The sequence below is a fragment of the Pseudomonas sediminis genome (assembly GCF_039555755.1).
Classification (GTDB): domain Bacteria; phylum Pseudomonadota; class Gammaproteobacteria; order Pseudomonadales; family Pseudomonadaceae; genus Aquipseudomonas; species Aquipseudomonas mendocina_D.
On sequence record NZ_CP154631.1, the window covers coordinates 3,481,880 to 3,497,608 of the forward strand.

Genomic DNA, 15,729 nt, shown 5'->3' on the forward strand with positions numbered 1-15,729 from the left:
ATGCTAGGTTCCAGAGCCAGGCCTTTAAGCTGAGAGCTGGGACAGGTCGCCGAAACTGTGAAAATCATGCTTGGCACAACGCCACCGCCTGAACTACTCTCCGGTCACCGGGCTAACGAAGTGATCAACAGGCAGGATGCCGACCCCATACACTTCGTTAGCTCGGTGTTCATTGCTTGCGCTGGCCTGTGCGAGGCGAGCGGAAACGACAAAGCCCTCCGAAAGAGGGCTTTGCTGTTTCTGCAAGACGCTTTGCGCGTCTGCTGTCTGTTAAAAGCATCCCTGCTGCCTTTCCATTCCCGCCCTAAGCACCGTTGCTGGTTAGCCTAGGCGATATCTGGCGTTTTGCCATGTTGCCCCTGCCAGGTGGACTCCAGTATCAGTTGCTGCGCTGTAGGTGCGTCCTGTCGGTTTTGGGGGCTATCAGGTGCTCCGGCAGGTCGAGCAGGTCGGTGTCGTAGGTCTCCAGCGGCGGTGGACGCCGCTCGAAGCGGGCGCCGAGCACCAGCATGCAGGGCGTGAGCAGCAGGGTCAGCACCGTGGCGAAGGCCAGGCCGCCAGCGATGGCGCTGGATAGCTGCGTCCACCACTGTGTCGAGGGTGCGCCGAAACCGAGGCTTGGGGTGATCAGGTCGACGTTGATGCTGAGCACCATGGGCATCAGCCCGAGGATGGTGGTCACTGCGGTGAGCAGCACTGGTCGCAGGCGCAGGCTGCCGGTTTCCAGCGCCGCTTCACGCGGTTCCAGGCCCTGGCGACGCAACTGGTTGTAGGTGTCGATCAGGATGATGTTGTTGTTCACCACGATGCCGGCTAGTGCGATCAGGCCCATGCCGACCATGACGATGCCGAACGACTGACCATTGACCAGCAGACCCATCAGTACGCCAGCGGTGGACAGGACGATGGCTGACAGCACCAGCGCCGCCTGGTAGAGGCTGTTGAACTGGGTCACCAGGATGATCGCCATGAGGAAGATGGCGACGACGAAGGCGGTCATCAGGAAGGTGGCCGCCTCGCGCTGGTCGGCATCCTCGCCGGCGAACTTCACCTTGACCTCGGCCGGTACATCGCCGAGCGCTTCGCGCAATGCCTTGAGGCGTTCGTCCAGGCGCGCACCTTCGGCCAGATCGGCCTGCAGGGTGATGGTGCGGTCGCCGTCCACGCGTCTCAGGGTGCCGACCTTGGGCGCAGGCTGCAGGTCGACGAAGTTGCTCAGCGGCACCTGGCCGGCCGGTGTGTTGAGGGTCAGGCGGCCGAGCTGGTCGAGCGAGCGCCAGTTGCCGGGCAGGCGCACACGGATGTCCACTTCGTCGGTGGCATCTTCGGGGCGGTAGGTCGCCAGTTTCAGGCCGTTGGTGATCATCTGCACTGCGTTGCCGACGCTGAGCACATCGGCGCCGAAGCGTGCGGCGGCCTCGCGGTCGACCTTGATCCGCCACTCGATGCCGGGCAGGGCACGGTCGTCCTCGATATCGGCGAAGCCGCCGAGGCGCGTCATTTCCCCGCGGATACGCTCGACCCACTGCTCGCCCAGTTCAGGGTCCAGCGAGCTGATCTGCAATTTCACCGGCTTGCCGTCGGTGGGGCCCTGTTCCTGCTTGCGGAACTCCAGCACCACGCCAGGTATACCCGCGGTACGCTGGCTCATTTCGGCGAGGATGTCCTTGGCCGGGCGGCGCTGGTGCCAGTCGACGAACTGAAATTGCAGGGTGCCGATCACGTCGGCGCCGAGCTGGCCTTGCTGGCCTTCCGGCTGGGCCAGGGAGCGTGCATATAGCGCCTTGACCTCGCGCATGCCGATCACCTGCTTTTCCACCTGCTGGAGCAGGGCGTCCTTCTCCTGCACCGACAGATCGCCGCGAGCGCGCAGCCAGATCTGCGCACTTTCCGGCTCGACGTCGGGGAAGAATTCCACGCCATGGTTGAAGCGCCCGTAACCGACGTAGATCAGGGCGATCAGCGCGAGCATGCCGAGCAGGGTCAGGCCCGGGCGCTTGAGTAGCGTCGCCAGCAGATTGCGGTAGGCGTTGCCGGTGCGATTGGCGCTGGGGGCTTGCGGGCGTGCCTGGCCGCCAGTGACGGCGCCGAGCACCGGCAGAAATACCAGGGCCATGGCCAGCGAGGCCAGCAGGCAGAGAATCACGGTGGCCGGCAGGTACTTCATGAACTGGCCGACCACGCCGGGCCAGAACAGCAGCGGCAGGAACACCACCAGGGTGGTGGCAGTGGAGGCGATTACCGGCCAGGCCATCCGTGTCGCGGCATTGGCCCAGGCCTGGCGCGGCGTCTGGCCCTGTTGCAGGTAGCGGTCGGCCAGCTCGGAAACGACGATGGCCCCATCCACCAGCATGCCAGCCACCAGAATCAGGCTGAACAGCACGACGATATTGAGGGTGAAGCCGAGCATCCAGATCAGCAGGATGCCGCTGAGGAAGGCGCCGGGAATGGTCAGGCCGACCAGCAGCGCCGACCGCATGCCCATGCTCGCCACCACCAGGATCAGTACCAGGACGATGGCGGTAAGCACGTTGTTGAGCAGGTCGCCGAGCATGTTCTGCACTTCCTGCGACTGATCCATGATGTAGCTGACTTCCACCCCTGGCGGCAGCAGGGGCTTGGCCTGCTCCATCAGTGCCTTGACCTGATCGATGGTCTCGATGATGTTGGCGCCGCTGCGCTTGGCCACTTCCAGCACGATGGCGGGCTGGCCGTTGATGCGGGCGAAGCCGGTCGGGTCCTTGAAGGTGCGGCGGATGGTGGCGACGTCGGCGAAGGTGACCACGCTGTCGCCGACTACCTTGATCGGCATGCGCATCACGTCTTCGAGGTCTTCGATGACGCCAGGCACTTTCATGCTCATGCGGCCGGCGCCGGTGTCCAGGCTGCCGGCGGCGACCAGGCGGTTGTTGCGGCTGACCAGATTGAACAGTTCGTTGTAGTCGATGCCGTAGCTGTCGAGCACTTGCGGGTCGACGACGATTTCCAGCAGGTCTTCACGGTCGCCGCCAATGGTCACCGAGAGCACCTCGGCGATGCCTTCCACGTTCTCCTTCAGGCGCCGGGCGATATACACCAGCTCGGTTTCGGCGATGGGGCCGGACAGGCCCACCGACAGCACCGGGAACAGCGCCACATTGACTTCGGTAACGGTCGGCTCGTCGGCCTCTTCAGGCAGCTTGCTGCGCGCGGTATCGACCTTCTCGCGCACGTCGGCCAGCGCTACCTTGGCATCGAAGCCTGCGTCGAACTCCAGCGTTACCGAGGCGTGGCCTTCGCTGGAGACCGAGCGCATTTCCTTGACGCCCTCGAGGCTGCGCAGCTCCTGCTCCAGCGGGCGTACCAACAGGCGTTCGCCGTCTTCCGGGCTGATGCCTTCGAGAGTTACCGAAACGTAGATGATGGGAATGACCACGTCCGGGTTGGATTCCTTGGGCATGGCGATGTAGGCCACCAGCCCGCCGCAGAGCAGGAACAGCAGGATCAGGATGGTGGTGCGACTACGGTCGAGTGCGGCGGCGATCAGTGCGTGCATCTCAACTGCCCTCGGCCGCAAGTTGCGTGCGTACCTGCTGGCCGGGTTGGACGAAGCCCTGGCCGAGGGTGATCAACGCCACTTTCGACGGCAGACCGCTGACCCAGGCACCCTGGTTGTCGACGCTGATCAATTGCACCGGCGTGAACTCGACGCGCTGCGCATCGTTGACCCACTTGACGCCGTGGCGGCCGCTTTCATCCAGGCTGAGCAGGGCAGGGGACAGGCGATGAGCCATGGCCTTGCCAGTCTGGATGTGCAGGGTGGCGCTGGCACCGGCCAGACGCAGGCCTTCCGGGTTGTCCACCTTGACCTCGATGCGGAAGCTGCGTGAGCCGGGATCGGCAGCTGCGGCGATAAAGTGCAGCTCGCCTTGCAGCGTACGGCCGTCGAGCAGTTCAACCTTTACCGGTTGGCCCAGTTCGAGCTGGGTGACCTGCTGCTGGGCAATCTGTGCGCTGACCTTGAGGCGGTCGATATCTACCAGGGTCAGCAGGCTCTGCCCGGGCTGGACGAAATCGCCCAGTTCGACCATGCGCTGGTCATAGATGCCGGCAAACGGCGCCCTGATCTTGGTGTTGCGCTGCTGCAAGCGTGCGCTGTCGAGCTCGGCGCGGGCTTTGGCCAGCTCGCTTTCCAGGCGCATCAACTCGTTGGCCGAGACCAGGCTGCGTTCACGCAGGCGCTTGGCGGCGGTGACGTCGCTCTGACGCTGGCGCACATCGGCCTCGCTGCGCGCGACCTGCGCTGGGCGGTCGTCTGGTGAAATGCTCAACAGCAATTGATCGGCAGCGACGCGGTTGCCTTTGTCCTGATCCAGGTTCTGCACGCTGCCGCTGACCTGGGCGCGCAGTTCCACTCGGCGCCAGGCTTCGATCTGTCCCTGCACCACATGCTGGCGTTGCATGGGTTGGGCTTCCAGCCATTGAATTTCGACGCGCGCCAGATCGTTGGTGATGACGGGTTGGTCGGGCTCGACATCGTCACGAGCGACGAAACGATCGCCGCTGAACAGCCAGGCCAACAGCAGGACTGCAATGACGACGGCAATGATCCAGGGACGCTTGCTGAGTTGGGCGAACATGTGGGTTTACTCGCTGAGGGCAGGCGCTGTGTGCAGCGCGGCGGCCTGGCCTTGCAGGCCGGCAATGATGAAGTCGGTGACGCGATCGAAATACGCATCCAGTTCGATGTATTCGGCCCAGTGCGCGAAACCACCGGAGGCGATGCGCGCCATGACGCCATTGACGCAGGCCTCCACGCCCCAGAGCAGATGCTGGCAGTGTGCGGGGGAGAGTTGTAGGCCGAAGCTGTTCTGCAGCAGGCCGCTGAACAGCGTCATGTACTGGTGTTCAAGTTCGATGAACTGGTCGCGGTAGAGCGCTTCCAGGCGTTCCTGAAAAGCTGGGCGGTCGCACAGCAGGCAAAGCTGCGCTTGCAGCGGATCGGCGTGGAGCAATTCGAAGGCGCGGCGAATCACCAGGCGCATGGCTTTGTCCGCGGGTGCAGTGCGGGAAATCTCCTGCATCTCGGCCAGGTGCTGGCGCGAGCAATCCAGCACCAGGCGCGCATAGAGCGCTTCCTTGCTGGAAAAGTGCTTGTACACCGTGCCCTTGCCAATGCCGGCGTGACGGGCCACCTCGGCGATGGTGACGCGATCCCAGGATTGTTCCTGAAATAGCTGGCGAGCGGATTGCAGCAGGGCGTTTTCCCGCTGCTGGAAGAGCTGATCCTGATAGCGCATAACGGTTCCGGGTTTCGTGACCAGCGGTCATGCTATGACTGTTGGTCACGATGCGGCAATACGGGAGTTGTAACAAGGCAATTGGGGAGGGGTAGCCGTTCACTGCCTCATTCACCGCAAGGCGGGGCTCCTACAGGGATACGTGTAGGAGCCCCGCTCCGGGGCGAGGCTTCTAACCCGCCCTACGACATTCGCTCGATCCTTGTCCCATCAAGCGACGCTCAACGCGCCACGCTGACGCCTTCGAGGCTGGCGAAGGAGGTGTCCTTGGCGGTGAGCAGGAAGTCGCGCATGAACGGTGCGTCGAGCATGTCGGTGCGTATCGCCGCGTAGAGCGTGGCGAACAGGCCCTTTTCTCCGAGGCGCTTGGCACTGACGTAGCCGCGCGAGCTGTACTCGTGCAGCGCCCAGTTGGGCAGCCCGCATACGCCACGACCGCTGGCCACCAGCTGCATCATCATCACCGTCAGTTCGGAGGTGCGCACCTGCGCCGGCTCGATATCGTTGGGCTCGAGAAAGCGCGTGAAGATGTCCAGGCGATCGCGCTCTACCGGGTAGGTGATCAGGGTCTCCGTGGCCAGGTCCTGGGGCTGGATAAAGGCCTTGTGTGCCAGGCGATGCTGATTGGCGACAGCCAACATCGCCTCATAGGTGAACAGTGGTACGTAGGTGATGCCAGCCAGCTCGATGGGATCTGAGGTCACCACCAGGTCCAGGTCGCCACGGGCCAGTGCCGGCAGTGGGGCGAAGGAGAAGCCCGAGGCCAGGTCCAGTTCCACTTCCGGCCAGGCATCGCGGAACTGGTCGATGGTCGGCATCAGCCACTGAAAGCAGCTGTGGCACTCGATGGCCATGTGCAAGCGGCCAGCGGTGCCGCCCGCCAGGCGCGCCAGGTCACGCTCGGCGCCGCGCAGCAGGGGCAGGGTGGCGTCGGCCAGTTGCAGCAGGCGCAGGCCGGCGCTGGTGAAGCGCACAGGCTTGGTCTTGCGCACGAACAGCTGCAAGCCGAGGCGCTCTTCCAGTTCCTTGAACTGGTGCGACAACGCCGACTGGGTCAGGTGCAGGCGCTCGGCGGCTTCCACCAGGCTGTCGGTCTCGCGCAGGGCGTGCAGGGTTTTCAGGTGGCGTAGCTCGAGCATGGCGATTCTCTAAAAGGTTTCACTCATCCAGTGGCGTGTCTGGATGAAAATGGTTCATACAGCTTACATGAGTAAATCTTTAGATCAAGACGAAAATCTTGAGTTTGTCTCACTCGGTGTCGGTGCCGAGAATGGCGCCATCTCGATTGATTCTGGAGTTTCACGACATGGCCCTGTCCCATTCCCTCGGTTTCCCGCGCATCGGCCGCGACCGCGAACTGAAGAAAGCTCTCGAAGCCCACTGGCAAGGTGAGCTGGACGAAGCCGGCTTGCGCGCCGTCGGCCAGCGTCTGCGCGCCGAGCACTGGCAATTGCAGAAGGATGCCGGTATCGACCTGCTGCCGGTGGGTGACTTCGCCTGGTACGACCAGGTGCTCAGTCATTCCCTGGCCTTTGGCGTCATCCCCGAGCGTTTCCGTCCGGCTACCGGCAAGCCTACGCTGGACACTCTGTTCGCCATGGCGCGCGGGGCCGTTGCAAACAAGAGCAGCGTTACTTGCTGCGGCGGTGCTCATGCCCAAGAGATGACCAAGTGGTTCGATACCAACTACCACTACCTGGTGCCGGAATTCAGCACGGGTCAGCAGTTCGCCCTGATCTGGGAGCAACTGTTCGAGGAGGTGGCTGAGGCGCATGCCCTCGGGCACAAGGTCAAACCGGTGCTGATCGGACCCCTGACTTACTTGTGGCTGGGCAAGGTCAAGGGATGCGACTTCGACAAGCTGGAGCTGCTCGAAAGCCTGCTGCCGGTCTATGGCGAGATCTTCCAGCGTCTGGCCGCGCAGGGCGTGGAATGGGTGCAGATCGACGAGCCGATCCTGGTGCTGGATTTGCCGCAAGAGTGGAAGAACGCTTTCGAGCGCGCCTATAACCTGATCCAGCGCGAACCCTGCAAGAAGATGATCGCCACCTATTTCGGCGGCCTGGAAGATAACCTCGGGCTGGCCGCCAACCTGCCTGTCGATGGCCTGCATATCGACCTGGTGCGTGCGCCGGAGCAGTACCCGACCATTCTCGACCGTCTGCCGGCTTATAAAGTGTTGTCGCTGGGCGTGGTCAACGGGCGCAACGTCTGGCGCTGCGATCTGGAGAAAGCCCTTGAGGTGCTGCGCCACGCTCACGAACGACTGGGCGAACGGCTGTGGGTCGCGCCGTCCTGCTCGCTGCTGCACAGCCCGGTGGACCTGACGCGTGAAGACCAGCTCGATACCGAGCTGAAAGGCTGGCTGGCTTTTGCCGTGCAGAAATGTCAGGAGGTCGCATTGCTCGGTAAGGCCCTGGAGGCGCCGGAAGACGCCTCTGTGCAAGCCGCCTTGCAAGCGAGTCGCTCAGTACAGGCTGCTCGTACAGCTTCAAAACGTATTCACAAACCCGGGGTTCAGGCCCGTCTGGCGGCTATTCGTCCGCGTCATGCCCAGCGCCAGTCGGCGTTCGCCGAGCGCATCGAACAACAGCGTGAGTGCCTGCAACTGCCATTGTTGCCGACCACCACCATCGGCTCCTTCCCGCAGACCTCGGCGATTCGCCTGGCGCGGCAGTCGTTCAAGCAGGGCAAGCTCAGTGCGGCCGAGTACACCGAAGCCATGCACAGCGAAATTCGCCAGGCGGTGCAGGTGCAGGAGCGTCTGGGCTTGGACGTGCTGGTGCATGGCGAGGCCGAGCGCAATGACATGGTCGAGTACTTCGCTGAGCAACTCGATGGCTATGCCTTTACCCGCTTCGGCTGGGTGCAGAGCTATGGCTCACGCTGCGTCAAACCGGCGGTGATCGTTGGCGACCTGAGCCGACCCAAGGCCATGACGGTGGAATGGATCAAGTACGCCCAGGGTCTGACCGAAAAGGTGATGAAGGGCATGCTGACCGGCCCGGTGACCATGCTGATGTGGTCGTTCCCGCGCGAGGACGTGTCACGTGAAGTGCAGGCTCGGCAACTGGCGCTGGCGATTCGTGACGAGGTAGTGGACCTGGAAGCGGTGGGCATCAAGATCATCCAGATCGACGAGGCGGCGTTCCGTGAAGGGCTACCACTGCGTAAATCCGCTTGGCAGCACTATCTGGACTGGGCCAGCGAAGCTTTCCGTCTGACTGCCAGCGGCGTGCGTGACGAAACCCAGATCCACACCCACATGTGCTACAGCGAGTTCAATGACGTGATCGAGTCCATCGCGGCGATGGATGCCGACGTGATCACCATCGAGACCTCGCGTTCGGACATGGAGCTGCTGGCAGCGTTCGAGAAGTTCGCTTACCCGAACGACATCGGCCCCGGCGTGTATGACATCCACTCGCCACGGGTGCCCGACAGCGCCGAGATGGCCGGGCTGTTGCGCAAGGCGGCGCGGCGTATCCCGCTCGAGCGCCTGTGGGTCAACCCCGATTGCGGCCTGAAGACCCGCGCCTGGCCGGAAACCGAAGCCGCGCTGGTGAACATGGTGGCCGCCGCCAGGCAGTTGCGTGTCGAGCTGGCCTGATTGCCCGGCAGTGGTCGCGGCTGAAGCCCCTCCTACGGATAGGTAGGAGGGGCGCTCGCGACGCTCTGGATCGCACTTCTGGTCACCGTCTGAGCAGCCGTTCGTCCCCCTTCATCAAACTGTCACGCTTGTGTGGCAGCGCCGTCGAACGAATTTCATCAGACTCGCGCTTCAGTGGGGTTCTGCGTTTCTGGTGTTTTCATGCGTGCATTCATTTTCCTGGCCGCGTTGCTTTGCGGCTTGCCGTCTCTTGCGGCCAATCGTTGCGACCTGTCCGAGCCGACCCGTTATGCGGATGTCGGTGAGGTGCGTCTGGCTTATCAAAGTATCGGCAACGAACGCGATCCGGCGCTGCTGCTGGTGATGGGGCTGGGTGGGCAGTTGATCCACTGGCCTGACGAGGTGGTCGAGCGCCTGTGTCAGCAGGGTTTTCGCGTCGTGCGCTTCGATAATCGCGATGTCGGGCTGAGCACCTGGCGGCGGCCGGCGCCGAGCATCAACCTGCCTTACGAGGTACTGCGCTATCGCCTGGGTCTGTCGCTTGGTGCGCCTTATCACCTGCGTGACATGGCCGGTGATGCTATGGGGCTGATGGACCAGCTCGGCGTCGAGCGCTTCCATGTGTTGGGTGCAAGCATGGGTGGCATGATCGCGCAGCATCTGGCCGACTTGGCGCCGCAGCGCGTTATCAGTCTGACGCTGGTGATGACCAGTTCAGGTGCGCAAGGATTGCCCGCGCCCAGCGATGCGTTGGTGGCGTTGCTGGCAAGGCGTGAGGCCGGTAGTCGCGAGGCTGCACTGCAACAGCAGGCGGACTTGCTGGCGGCCCTCGGTAGCCCGACGGTGCATGATGATCGTGCCTTGCTCTTGCATCAGGCTGAACAGGCCTATGACCGCGCCTTCAATCCCGAAGGCGTGCAGCGTCAGCTGCTGGCGATTCTTGCCGAGTCGAGTCGGGTCGAGTTGCTCAATCGCCTGAACGTGCCGACGCTGGTGGTGCACGGCACGGCCGACCCGCTATTGCCGGTAATGCATGGGGTACACGTGGCTGCGCATATCAAGGGCTCCGAACTCAAGTTGATTCCGGGCCTGGCGCATCGCTTTCAGGATGCCTTCAAGGAGCCTTTGCTGGCCGCAGTGCTGCCGCATCTCGCGGCGCATCGGGGGGATTTGGGCTTGGCGCGTCTGTAGGTGGGAGCGCTCAAAGCTCCTGATTGTGCTTGATCGCTTCGCGGCGCTGCAGGTTGTCGATGTGTTCGCTGCTATGGCGTAGCAGCTTGTCGGCCATGACCATGCGCTCGATGTAACGCACGATGCTCTGCTCGGCGTCGTGGCGGGAGAGATAGGGGCCCTCCAGCGTGCCTTCGCGAGTGGCGAAGAAATATTGGCCGTTGACGGCACTGACGCGTGAGCTGCGGTAATGCGTGCCCGGTTGGGGGTCGACGGTGCGTTGGCCGAACATGGCGGGGACTCCATCTGCAGGTGCTGGATAACCTGAGTCTACTGTGGCCAATGCGACCTGCTTGGCAAAACGACAGATGGTAGATTTTGGCGACTTGTTAGAGGCTTTTAGCGGATTTTATGGATTATTGGCGCCGGTCGGCTGGCGTTTCTGGGTTGCCGATCAGTACAGTTTCGCTCGGCAACTGTGCTGAACTGTTGCTGTGTCGGTGTGGTGGCCTCTCCTAGAATGCTCTGCTGCGGTCGACATGCCTGCCAGAGGTTGCCATGCACATTTCTTCCGGCCGTTGGATGTACGGCCTGCTGCTGGCCCTGATCACTTCGGTGCTTTGGGGCATCCTGCCAATCAAGCTGAAAGAAGTTCTCCAGGTCATGGACCCGGTAACGGTCACCTGGTACCGCCTGGCCGTGGCCGGCTCCCTGCTGTTTGCCTACCTTGCTGCGAGTCGTCGGTTGCCGCATTTTCGTCCGCTCGGGCGCAAGGGCGGTTGGCTGCTGGCGCTGGCCATTGGCGGGCTGACGGCCAACTACGTGTTGTATCTGGTCGGGCTCAATCTGCTGAGTCCCGGCACCACGCAACTGGTGATCCAGGTCGCGCCGATCCTGCTGCTGATCAGCAGCCTGTTCGTCTTTCGCGAACGTTTCAGCCTGGGCCAGGCGATTGGCCTGGTGGTGATGCTGATGGGCTTCGGCCTGTTCTTCAATCAGCGCCTGGGTGAGCTGCTGACCTCGCTGACCACCTATACCACCGGCGTACTGACCGTGCTGGCCGCGGCCTTCGTCTGGACCTTCTACGGCCTGGCGCAGAAGCAACTGTTGACCCTGTGGAGTTCGGTGCAGGTGATGATGGTCATCTACCTGGCCTGTGCGCTGTTGCTGACGCCCTGGGCGCAGCCGCTACAAGCGCTGCAACTGAGCCCGCTGCAAGGCTGGCTGCTGCTGGCTTGCTGTTTGAATACCCTGGTGGCCTATGGCGCCTTCGCCGAGGCACTGGCGCATTGGGAGGCCTCGCGGGTCAGCGCGACTCTGGCGCTGACGCCGCTGGTGACTTTCGTCTCCGTGGCCCTGGCCTCGACCTGGTGGCCGTACCACGTGCTACCCGAACAGGTCAACTGGATCGCCTACGCCGGCGCCGTGGTGGTGGTGCTCGGCTCGGCGCTCACCGCCCTCGGGCCGTCGCTGCTGGCCGCTTGGCGCACGCGCAGGCCAGGGCGTTAATCCAGCGGCAGCTCGGTGGTGCGTTTGACCTCGCTCATGGCGATATGCGAGTGCGCCTCGTGCACGTGCGGGCGCTGCAGCAGGTGGTCACGCAGGAAGCGCTCGTAATCGGCGATGTCTTTGGCCACCACCTTGAGCAGGTAGTCCGAACCGCCGGCCATGCTGTAGCACTCCAGCACCTGCGGGTAGCCAACCACCGCTTGCTCGAACTCATCCAGATTGCCGCGGCCGTGTGCCGACAGCTTGATGTCGACGAACACCGTGATGCCGAAGCCCAGGCGCTTATGGTTGAGCAGGGCGACCTTGCGTTCGATCAATCCCTCTTCCTGCATGCGGTTGATCCGCCGCCAGCAGGGCGACTGCGATAGCTCGACCTTTTCCGCCACCTCGGCGGCCGAGAGGTCGGCATTGTGTTGCAGCAGGCGAAGAATCCGGCGGTCGATAGGGCTGAGCTTGTCCTGCATGATTGTTTCCAATTTATTGTGATTGTTGGACGGATCATGCGGAGTATCGCCTTCGCTACTCGAAAATAGAAAGAAAAAAGTGGAACCCTCCAGTCATGATTTAGGCAAATCCGTCGCAGTGATCCTGCGGCAGGACTCAACGGAGCGTGTCTACCGTCGCGCTCCCTGTGCTCGCCATAACAATAAAAGGAGCGCTCCATGTCACTGGCCGAAATCCGCCTGGATGACAAATATCGCCTCGCTACGGGTCACCTCTACCTGACCGGCACTCAGGCGCTCACCCGCCTGCCCATGCTGCAGAAGCAGCGTGACGCCGCCTTCGGACTCAATACCGCCTGCTTCATCTCCGGCTATCGCGGCTCGCCCCTGGGCGGTCTGGACAAGAGCCTGTGGGATGCGCGCGAGTACCTGAAGGAAAACCACATCCACTTCCAGCCCGGCGTCAACGAAGAGCTGGGCGCGACCGCGGTGTGGGGCAGCCAGCAGGCCAACCTGTTTCCTGGTGCGCGCTACGACGGCGTGTTCGCCATGTGGTACGGCAAGGGGCCGGGAGTAGACCGCAGTGGTGACGTGTTCAAACATGGCAACTCAGCCGGCGTTTCCAAGCATGGCGGTGTGCTGGTGCTGGCCGGCGACGACCATGGTTGCAAGTCCTCGACCATCGCCCACCAGAGCGAGCACGCCTTCATCGCCGCGTCGATGCCGGTGCTCAACCCGGCCAACGTCCAGGAAGTGCTGGACTACGGCATCATCGGCTGGGAGCTGTCGCGCTACAGCGGCTGCTGGGTGGCGCTGAAGACCATTGCCGAAAACGTCGATTCCTCGGCCGTTGTGGACGTCGATCCACTGCGTATCCAGATAAAGATTCCCGAGGATTTCCAACTGCCGGAAGACGGCGTGCACATCCGCTGGCCCGATCCGCCCCTGGCCCAGGAAAAACGCCTCAACGTCTACAAGATCTACGCCGCGCGCGCCTTTGCTCTGGCCAACAATCTCAACCAGGTTAAGCTCGACTCGCCCAACCCGCGTCTGGGCATCATCACCACCGGCAAGTCCTACCTCGATGTGCGTCAGGCTCTGGATGACCTCGGCCTGGACGAAGCGCTGTGCGCCAAGGTCGGCTTGCGCGTGCTCAAGGTCGGCATGAGCTGGCCGCTGGAACCAGTGTCGGTGCATGGCTTCGCCGAAGGCCTGGATGAAATTCTGGTGGTGGAAGAAAAGCGCAGCATCATCGAAGACCAGTTGACCGGCCAGCTCTACAACTGGCCGGTGGGCAAGCGCCCGCGCGTGGTCGGCGAGTTCGACGAGCAGGGCGTGTCCTTGCTGCCGAACCTGTCCGAGCTGACCCCGGCAATGATCGCTCGGGTGATTGCCAAGCGCCTTGCGCCGATCTACAGCAGCCCGACCATCGAGGAGCGCCTGGCCTTTCTCGATGCCAAGGAAAAGGCACTGGCTGCGCCCAAGCACAAGACTGCGCGCACCCCGCATTTCTGCTCCGGCTGCCCGCACAACAGCTCGACCAAGGTGCCTGAAGGCAGCCGCGCTCTCGGTGGTATCGGTTGCCACTATATGACCCAGTGGATGGATCGCAGCACCGACACCTTCACCCAGATGGGCGGCGAGGGCGCGACCTGGATCGGCCAGGCGCCGTTCACCGACACGCCGCACGTGTTCCAGAACCTCGGCGACGGCACCTACTTCCACTCCGGCCATCTGGCCCTGCGTGCGGCCGTGGCTGCCGGGGTCAATATCACCTACAAGATTCTCTACAACGACGCGGTGGCGATGACCGGTGGCCAGCCCATCGACGGCGAACTACGCATCGACCAACTCAGCCAACAGGTGCATGCCGAGGGCGTGAAGCGCATCGCGCTGGTCAGTGACGAGCCGGACAAATACCCGACCCGGGCAACCTTCGCACCCGGCGTGACCTTCCATCACCGCCGCGAACTGGATGCCGTGCAGCGCGAGTTGCGCGAGTTCAAGGGCGTCTCGGTGATTCTCTACGACCAGACCTGCGCCACCGAAAAGCGCCGTCGGCGCAAGCGCGGCAAGATGGTCGATCCGGCCAAGCGCGCCTTCATCAACCCTGCCGTGTGCGAAGGCTGCGGTGATTGCAGCGTCAAGTCCAACTGCCTGTCGGTGCTGCCGCTGGAAACCGAGCTGGGACGCAAGCGCGAGATCGACCAGAACGCCTGCAACAAGGACTTCAGTTGCCTGGAGGGCTTCTGCCCGAGCTTCGTCACCGTCCACGGTGGCAGCCTGCGCAAGCCTGAGGCTGTTGGCCTGGGCGCGCTGTTCATCGCCTTGCCGGAGCCGAAACAGCCAGCCCTGAGTCGGCCCTGGAACATCCTCCTGCCAGGCGTTGGCGGCAGCGGCGTGACCACCGTCGGCGCGCTGCTGGGCATGGCTGCGCATATCGAAGGCAAGGGCTGCACCGTGCTCGACCAGGCTGGCCTGGCGCAGAAATTCGGCCCGGTGATCACCCATATTCGCATCGCTGCGCGGCAGAGCGACATCTACGCCGTGCGTATCGCCGCTGGTGAAACCGACCTGCTGCTGGGCTGCGACCTGGTGGTGTCGTCCAGTGAAGAGGCGCTGGCCAAGCTCAACGACAAGATCGCCCATGCGGTGATCAACAGTCATGAGGCAGCCACTGCCGAGTTCACCCGCAACCCGGACGCCCAGGTGCCAGGTGCGGCCATGTGCGAGGCGATCAGCGAGGCGGTGGGTGAGGGCAAGACCCGCTTCGTCGACGCTACCCGCCTGGCTACCCGCCTGCTCGGCGATAGCATCGCCACCAACCTGTTTATGCTCGGCTACGCCTATCAGCAGGGACTGGTGCCGGTATCGGCCGAAGCGCTGAACAAGGCCATCGAGCTCAACGGCGTGGCCGTTCAACTCAACCAGCAGGCCTTCCTCTGGGGGCGCCGCGCCGCACATGACCTGGCTGCGGTGGAAAAACTCGCCGCGCCCAAGGTCGTCGAAGCGCCGCATTGCAGCACGCTGGAGGAAATCGTCGCCGACCGTGTGCAGCGTCTGACCGCATACCAGAACGCGGCCTATGCCGAACGCTACCGTGAGCTGGTCGAGCGCGTGCGCAAGGCCGATACCGATGCGCAGCAGCGCCTGAGCAAGGCCGTAGCTCGCTATTACTTCAAGCTCCTGGCCTACAAGGACGAGTACGAAGTGGCGCGGCTGTACAGCGATGCCACGTTCCGCAAGCAGCTCGAAGCGCAGTTCGAAGGCGACTACCAGTTGCAGTTCCACCTGGCGCCGAGCTGGTTGAGCAAGCCCGATGCGGTCACCGGCCAGCCACGCAAGCGCAGCTTCGGCCCCTGGATGCTCAAGGCGTTCGGCGTACTGGCGCGCTTCAAGTTCCTGCGTGGCAGCGTGCTTGATCCGTTTGGCCATAGTGCCGAGCGTCGCCTGGAGCGCGAGCTGATCGAGGAGTACGAGGCCAACGTGGCCTACCTGCTGGGCGAACTCAATGCTGGTAACTACCACACGGCGGTGGCGCTGGCCGAGATTCCCGAGCAGGTCCGCGGTTACGGCCACGTCAAGGAAGCGGCGCTGGCCAAGGCGCGCGAACAGGCGAGCCAGCTCAAGGTGCGGTTGACCGTCAGCGAGATCGCCGCGGTGCAGCTGTTCGAACCGGCGGCCTGACCTTTCCCATCCCCTTTGCCACCCTCTCCCG

8 protein-coding genes and 2 pseudogenes are annotated in these 15,729 nt (G+C 63.2%); 4 read left to right on the top strand and 6 right to left on the bottom strand.

Features of this window, described 5'->3' with window-relative positions; all coding sequences use genetic code 11:
* Positions 1 to 547: 547 nt before the first annotated feature.
* The 4 genes and pseudogenes from AAEQ75_RS16345 to metR all read right to left on the bottom strand — a co-directional run.
* Positions 548 to 3,535: pseudogene (locus AAEQ75_RS16345) on the bottom strand (efflux RND transporter permease subunit); the annotation flags it as partial.
* Between the two features lies 1 nt (position 3,536).
* On the bottom strand, positions 3,537 to 4,619 hold the full coding sequence (locus tag AAEQ75_RS16350; RefSeq protein WP_343349748.1) for an efflux RND transporter periplasmic adaptor subunit: 1,083 nt from the start codon (positions 4,617 to 4,619) through the stop codon (positions 3,537 to 3,539).
* Between the two features lie 6 nt (positions 4,620 to 4,625).
* Positions 4,626 to 5,279: a TetR/AcrR family transcriptional regulator gene (locus tag AAEQ75_RS16355; protein WP_099523189.1), complete on the bottom strand. Its 654-nt coding sequence runs from the start codon at positions 5,277 to 5,279 to the stop codon at positions 4,626 to 4,628.
* A gap of 221 nt (positions 5,280 to 5,500) precedes the next feature.
* The gene (gene metR / locus AAEQ75_RS16360) at positions 5,501 to 6,418 is read right to left on the bottom strand and encodes a transcriptional regulator MetR (protein WP_045735252.1); all 918 of its coding nucleotides are present in this window, start codon (positions 6,416 to 6,418) and stop codon (positions 5,501 to 5,503) included.
* A 167-nt stretch (positions 6,419 to 6,585) separates the two neighbouring features.
* Here metR and metE point away from each other — a divergent pair, with 167 nt between their 5' ends.
* Together metE and AAEQ75_RS16370 are read left to right on the top strand one after the other, a co-directional pair.
* Complete coding sequence (gene metE, locus AAEQ75_RS16365) at positions 6,586 to 8,889, top strand: 5-methyltetrahydropteroyltriglutamate--homocysteine S-methyltransferase (RefSeq protein ID WP_343349750.1); 2,304 nt, start codon at positions 6,586 to 6,588, stop codon at positions 8,887 to 8,889.
* 201 nt (positions 8,890 to 9,090) lie between these two features.
* Positions 9,091 to 10,080, top strand: coding sequence for an alpha/beta fold hydrolase (locus tag AAEQ75_RS16370; RefSeq protein ID WP_343349751.1), 990 nt, complete (start codon positions 9,091 to 9,093; stop codon positions 10,078 to 10,080).
* 100 nt (positions 10,081 to 10,180) lie between these two features.
* Here AAEQ75_RS16370 and AAEQ75_RS16375 read toward each other — a convergent pair.
* Positions 10,181 to 10,351 (bottom strand): annotated as a pseudogene (locus AAEQ75_RS16375) (DUF6316 family protein); the annotation flags it as partial.
* 266 nt (positions 10,352 to 10,617) lie between these two features.
* On the opposite strand from AAEQ75_RS16375, the gene AAEQ75_RS16380 reads away from it, so the two are divergent.
* On the top strand, positions 10,618 to 11,568 hold the full coding sequence (locus AAEQ75_RS16380; protein ID WP_343349752.1) for a DMT family transporter: 951 nt from the start codon (positions 10,618 to 10,620) through the stop codon (positions 11,566 to 11,568).
* On the opposite strand, the gene AAEQ75_RS16385 is transcribed toward AAEQ75_RS16380, so the two are convergent.
* Entirely contained in the window at positions 11,565 to 12,032 is a 468-nt protein-coding gene (locus AAEQ75_RS16385) for an Lrp/AsnC family transcriptional regulator (protein ID WP_013714912.1), read from the bottom strand. The two genes, AAEQ75_RS16380 and AAEQ75_RS16385, sit on opposite strands and share 4 nt — an antisense overlap.
* A gap of 198 nt (positions 12,033 to 12,230) precedes the next feature.
* Here AAEQ75_RS16385 and AAEQ75_RS16390 point away from each other — a divergent pair, with 198 nt between their 5' ends.
* Positions 12,231 to 15,698, top strand: a complete 3,468-nt coding sequence (locus tag AAEQ75_RS16390) for an indolepyruvate ferredoxin oxidoreductase family protein (RefSeq protein WP_343349753.1) — start codon at positions 12,231 to 12,233, stop codon at positions 15,696 to 15,698.
* The last annotated feature ends 31 nt before the right edge of the window (positions 15,699 to 15,729 follow it).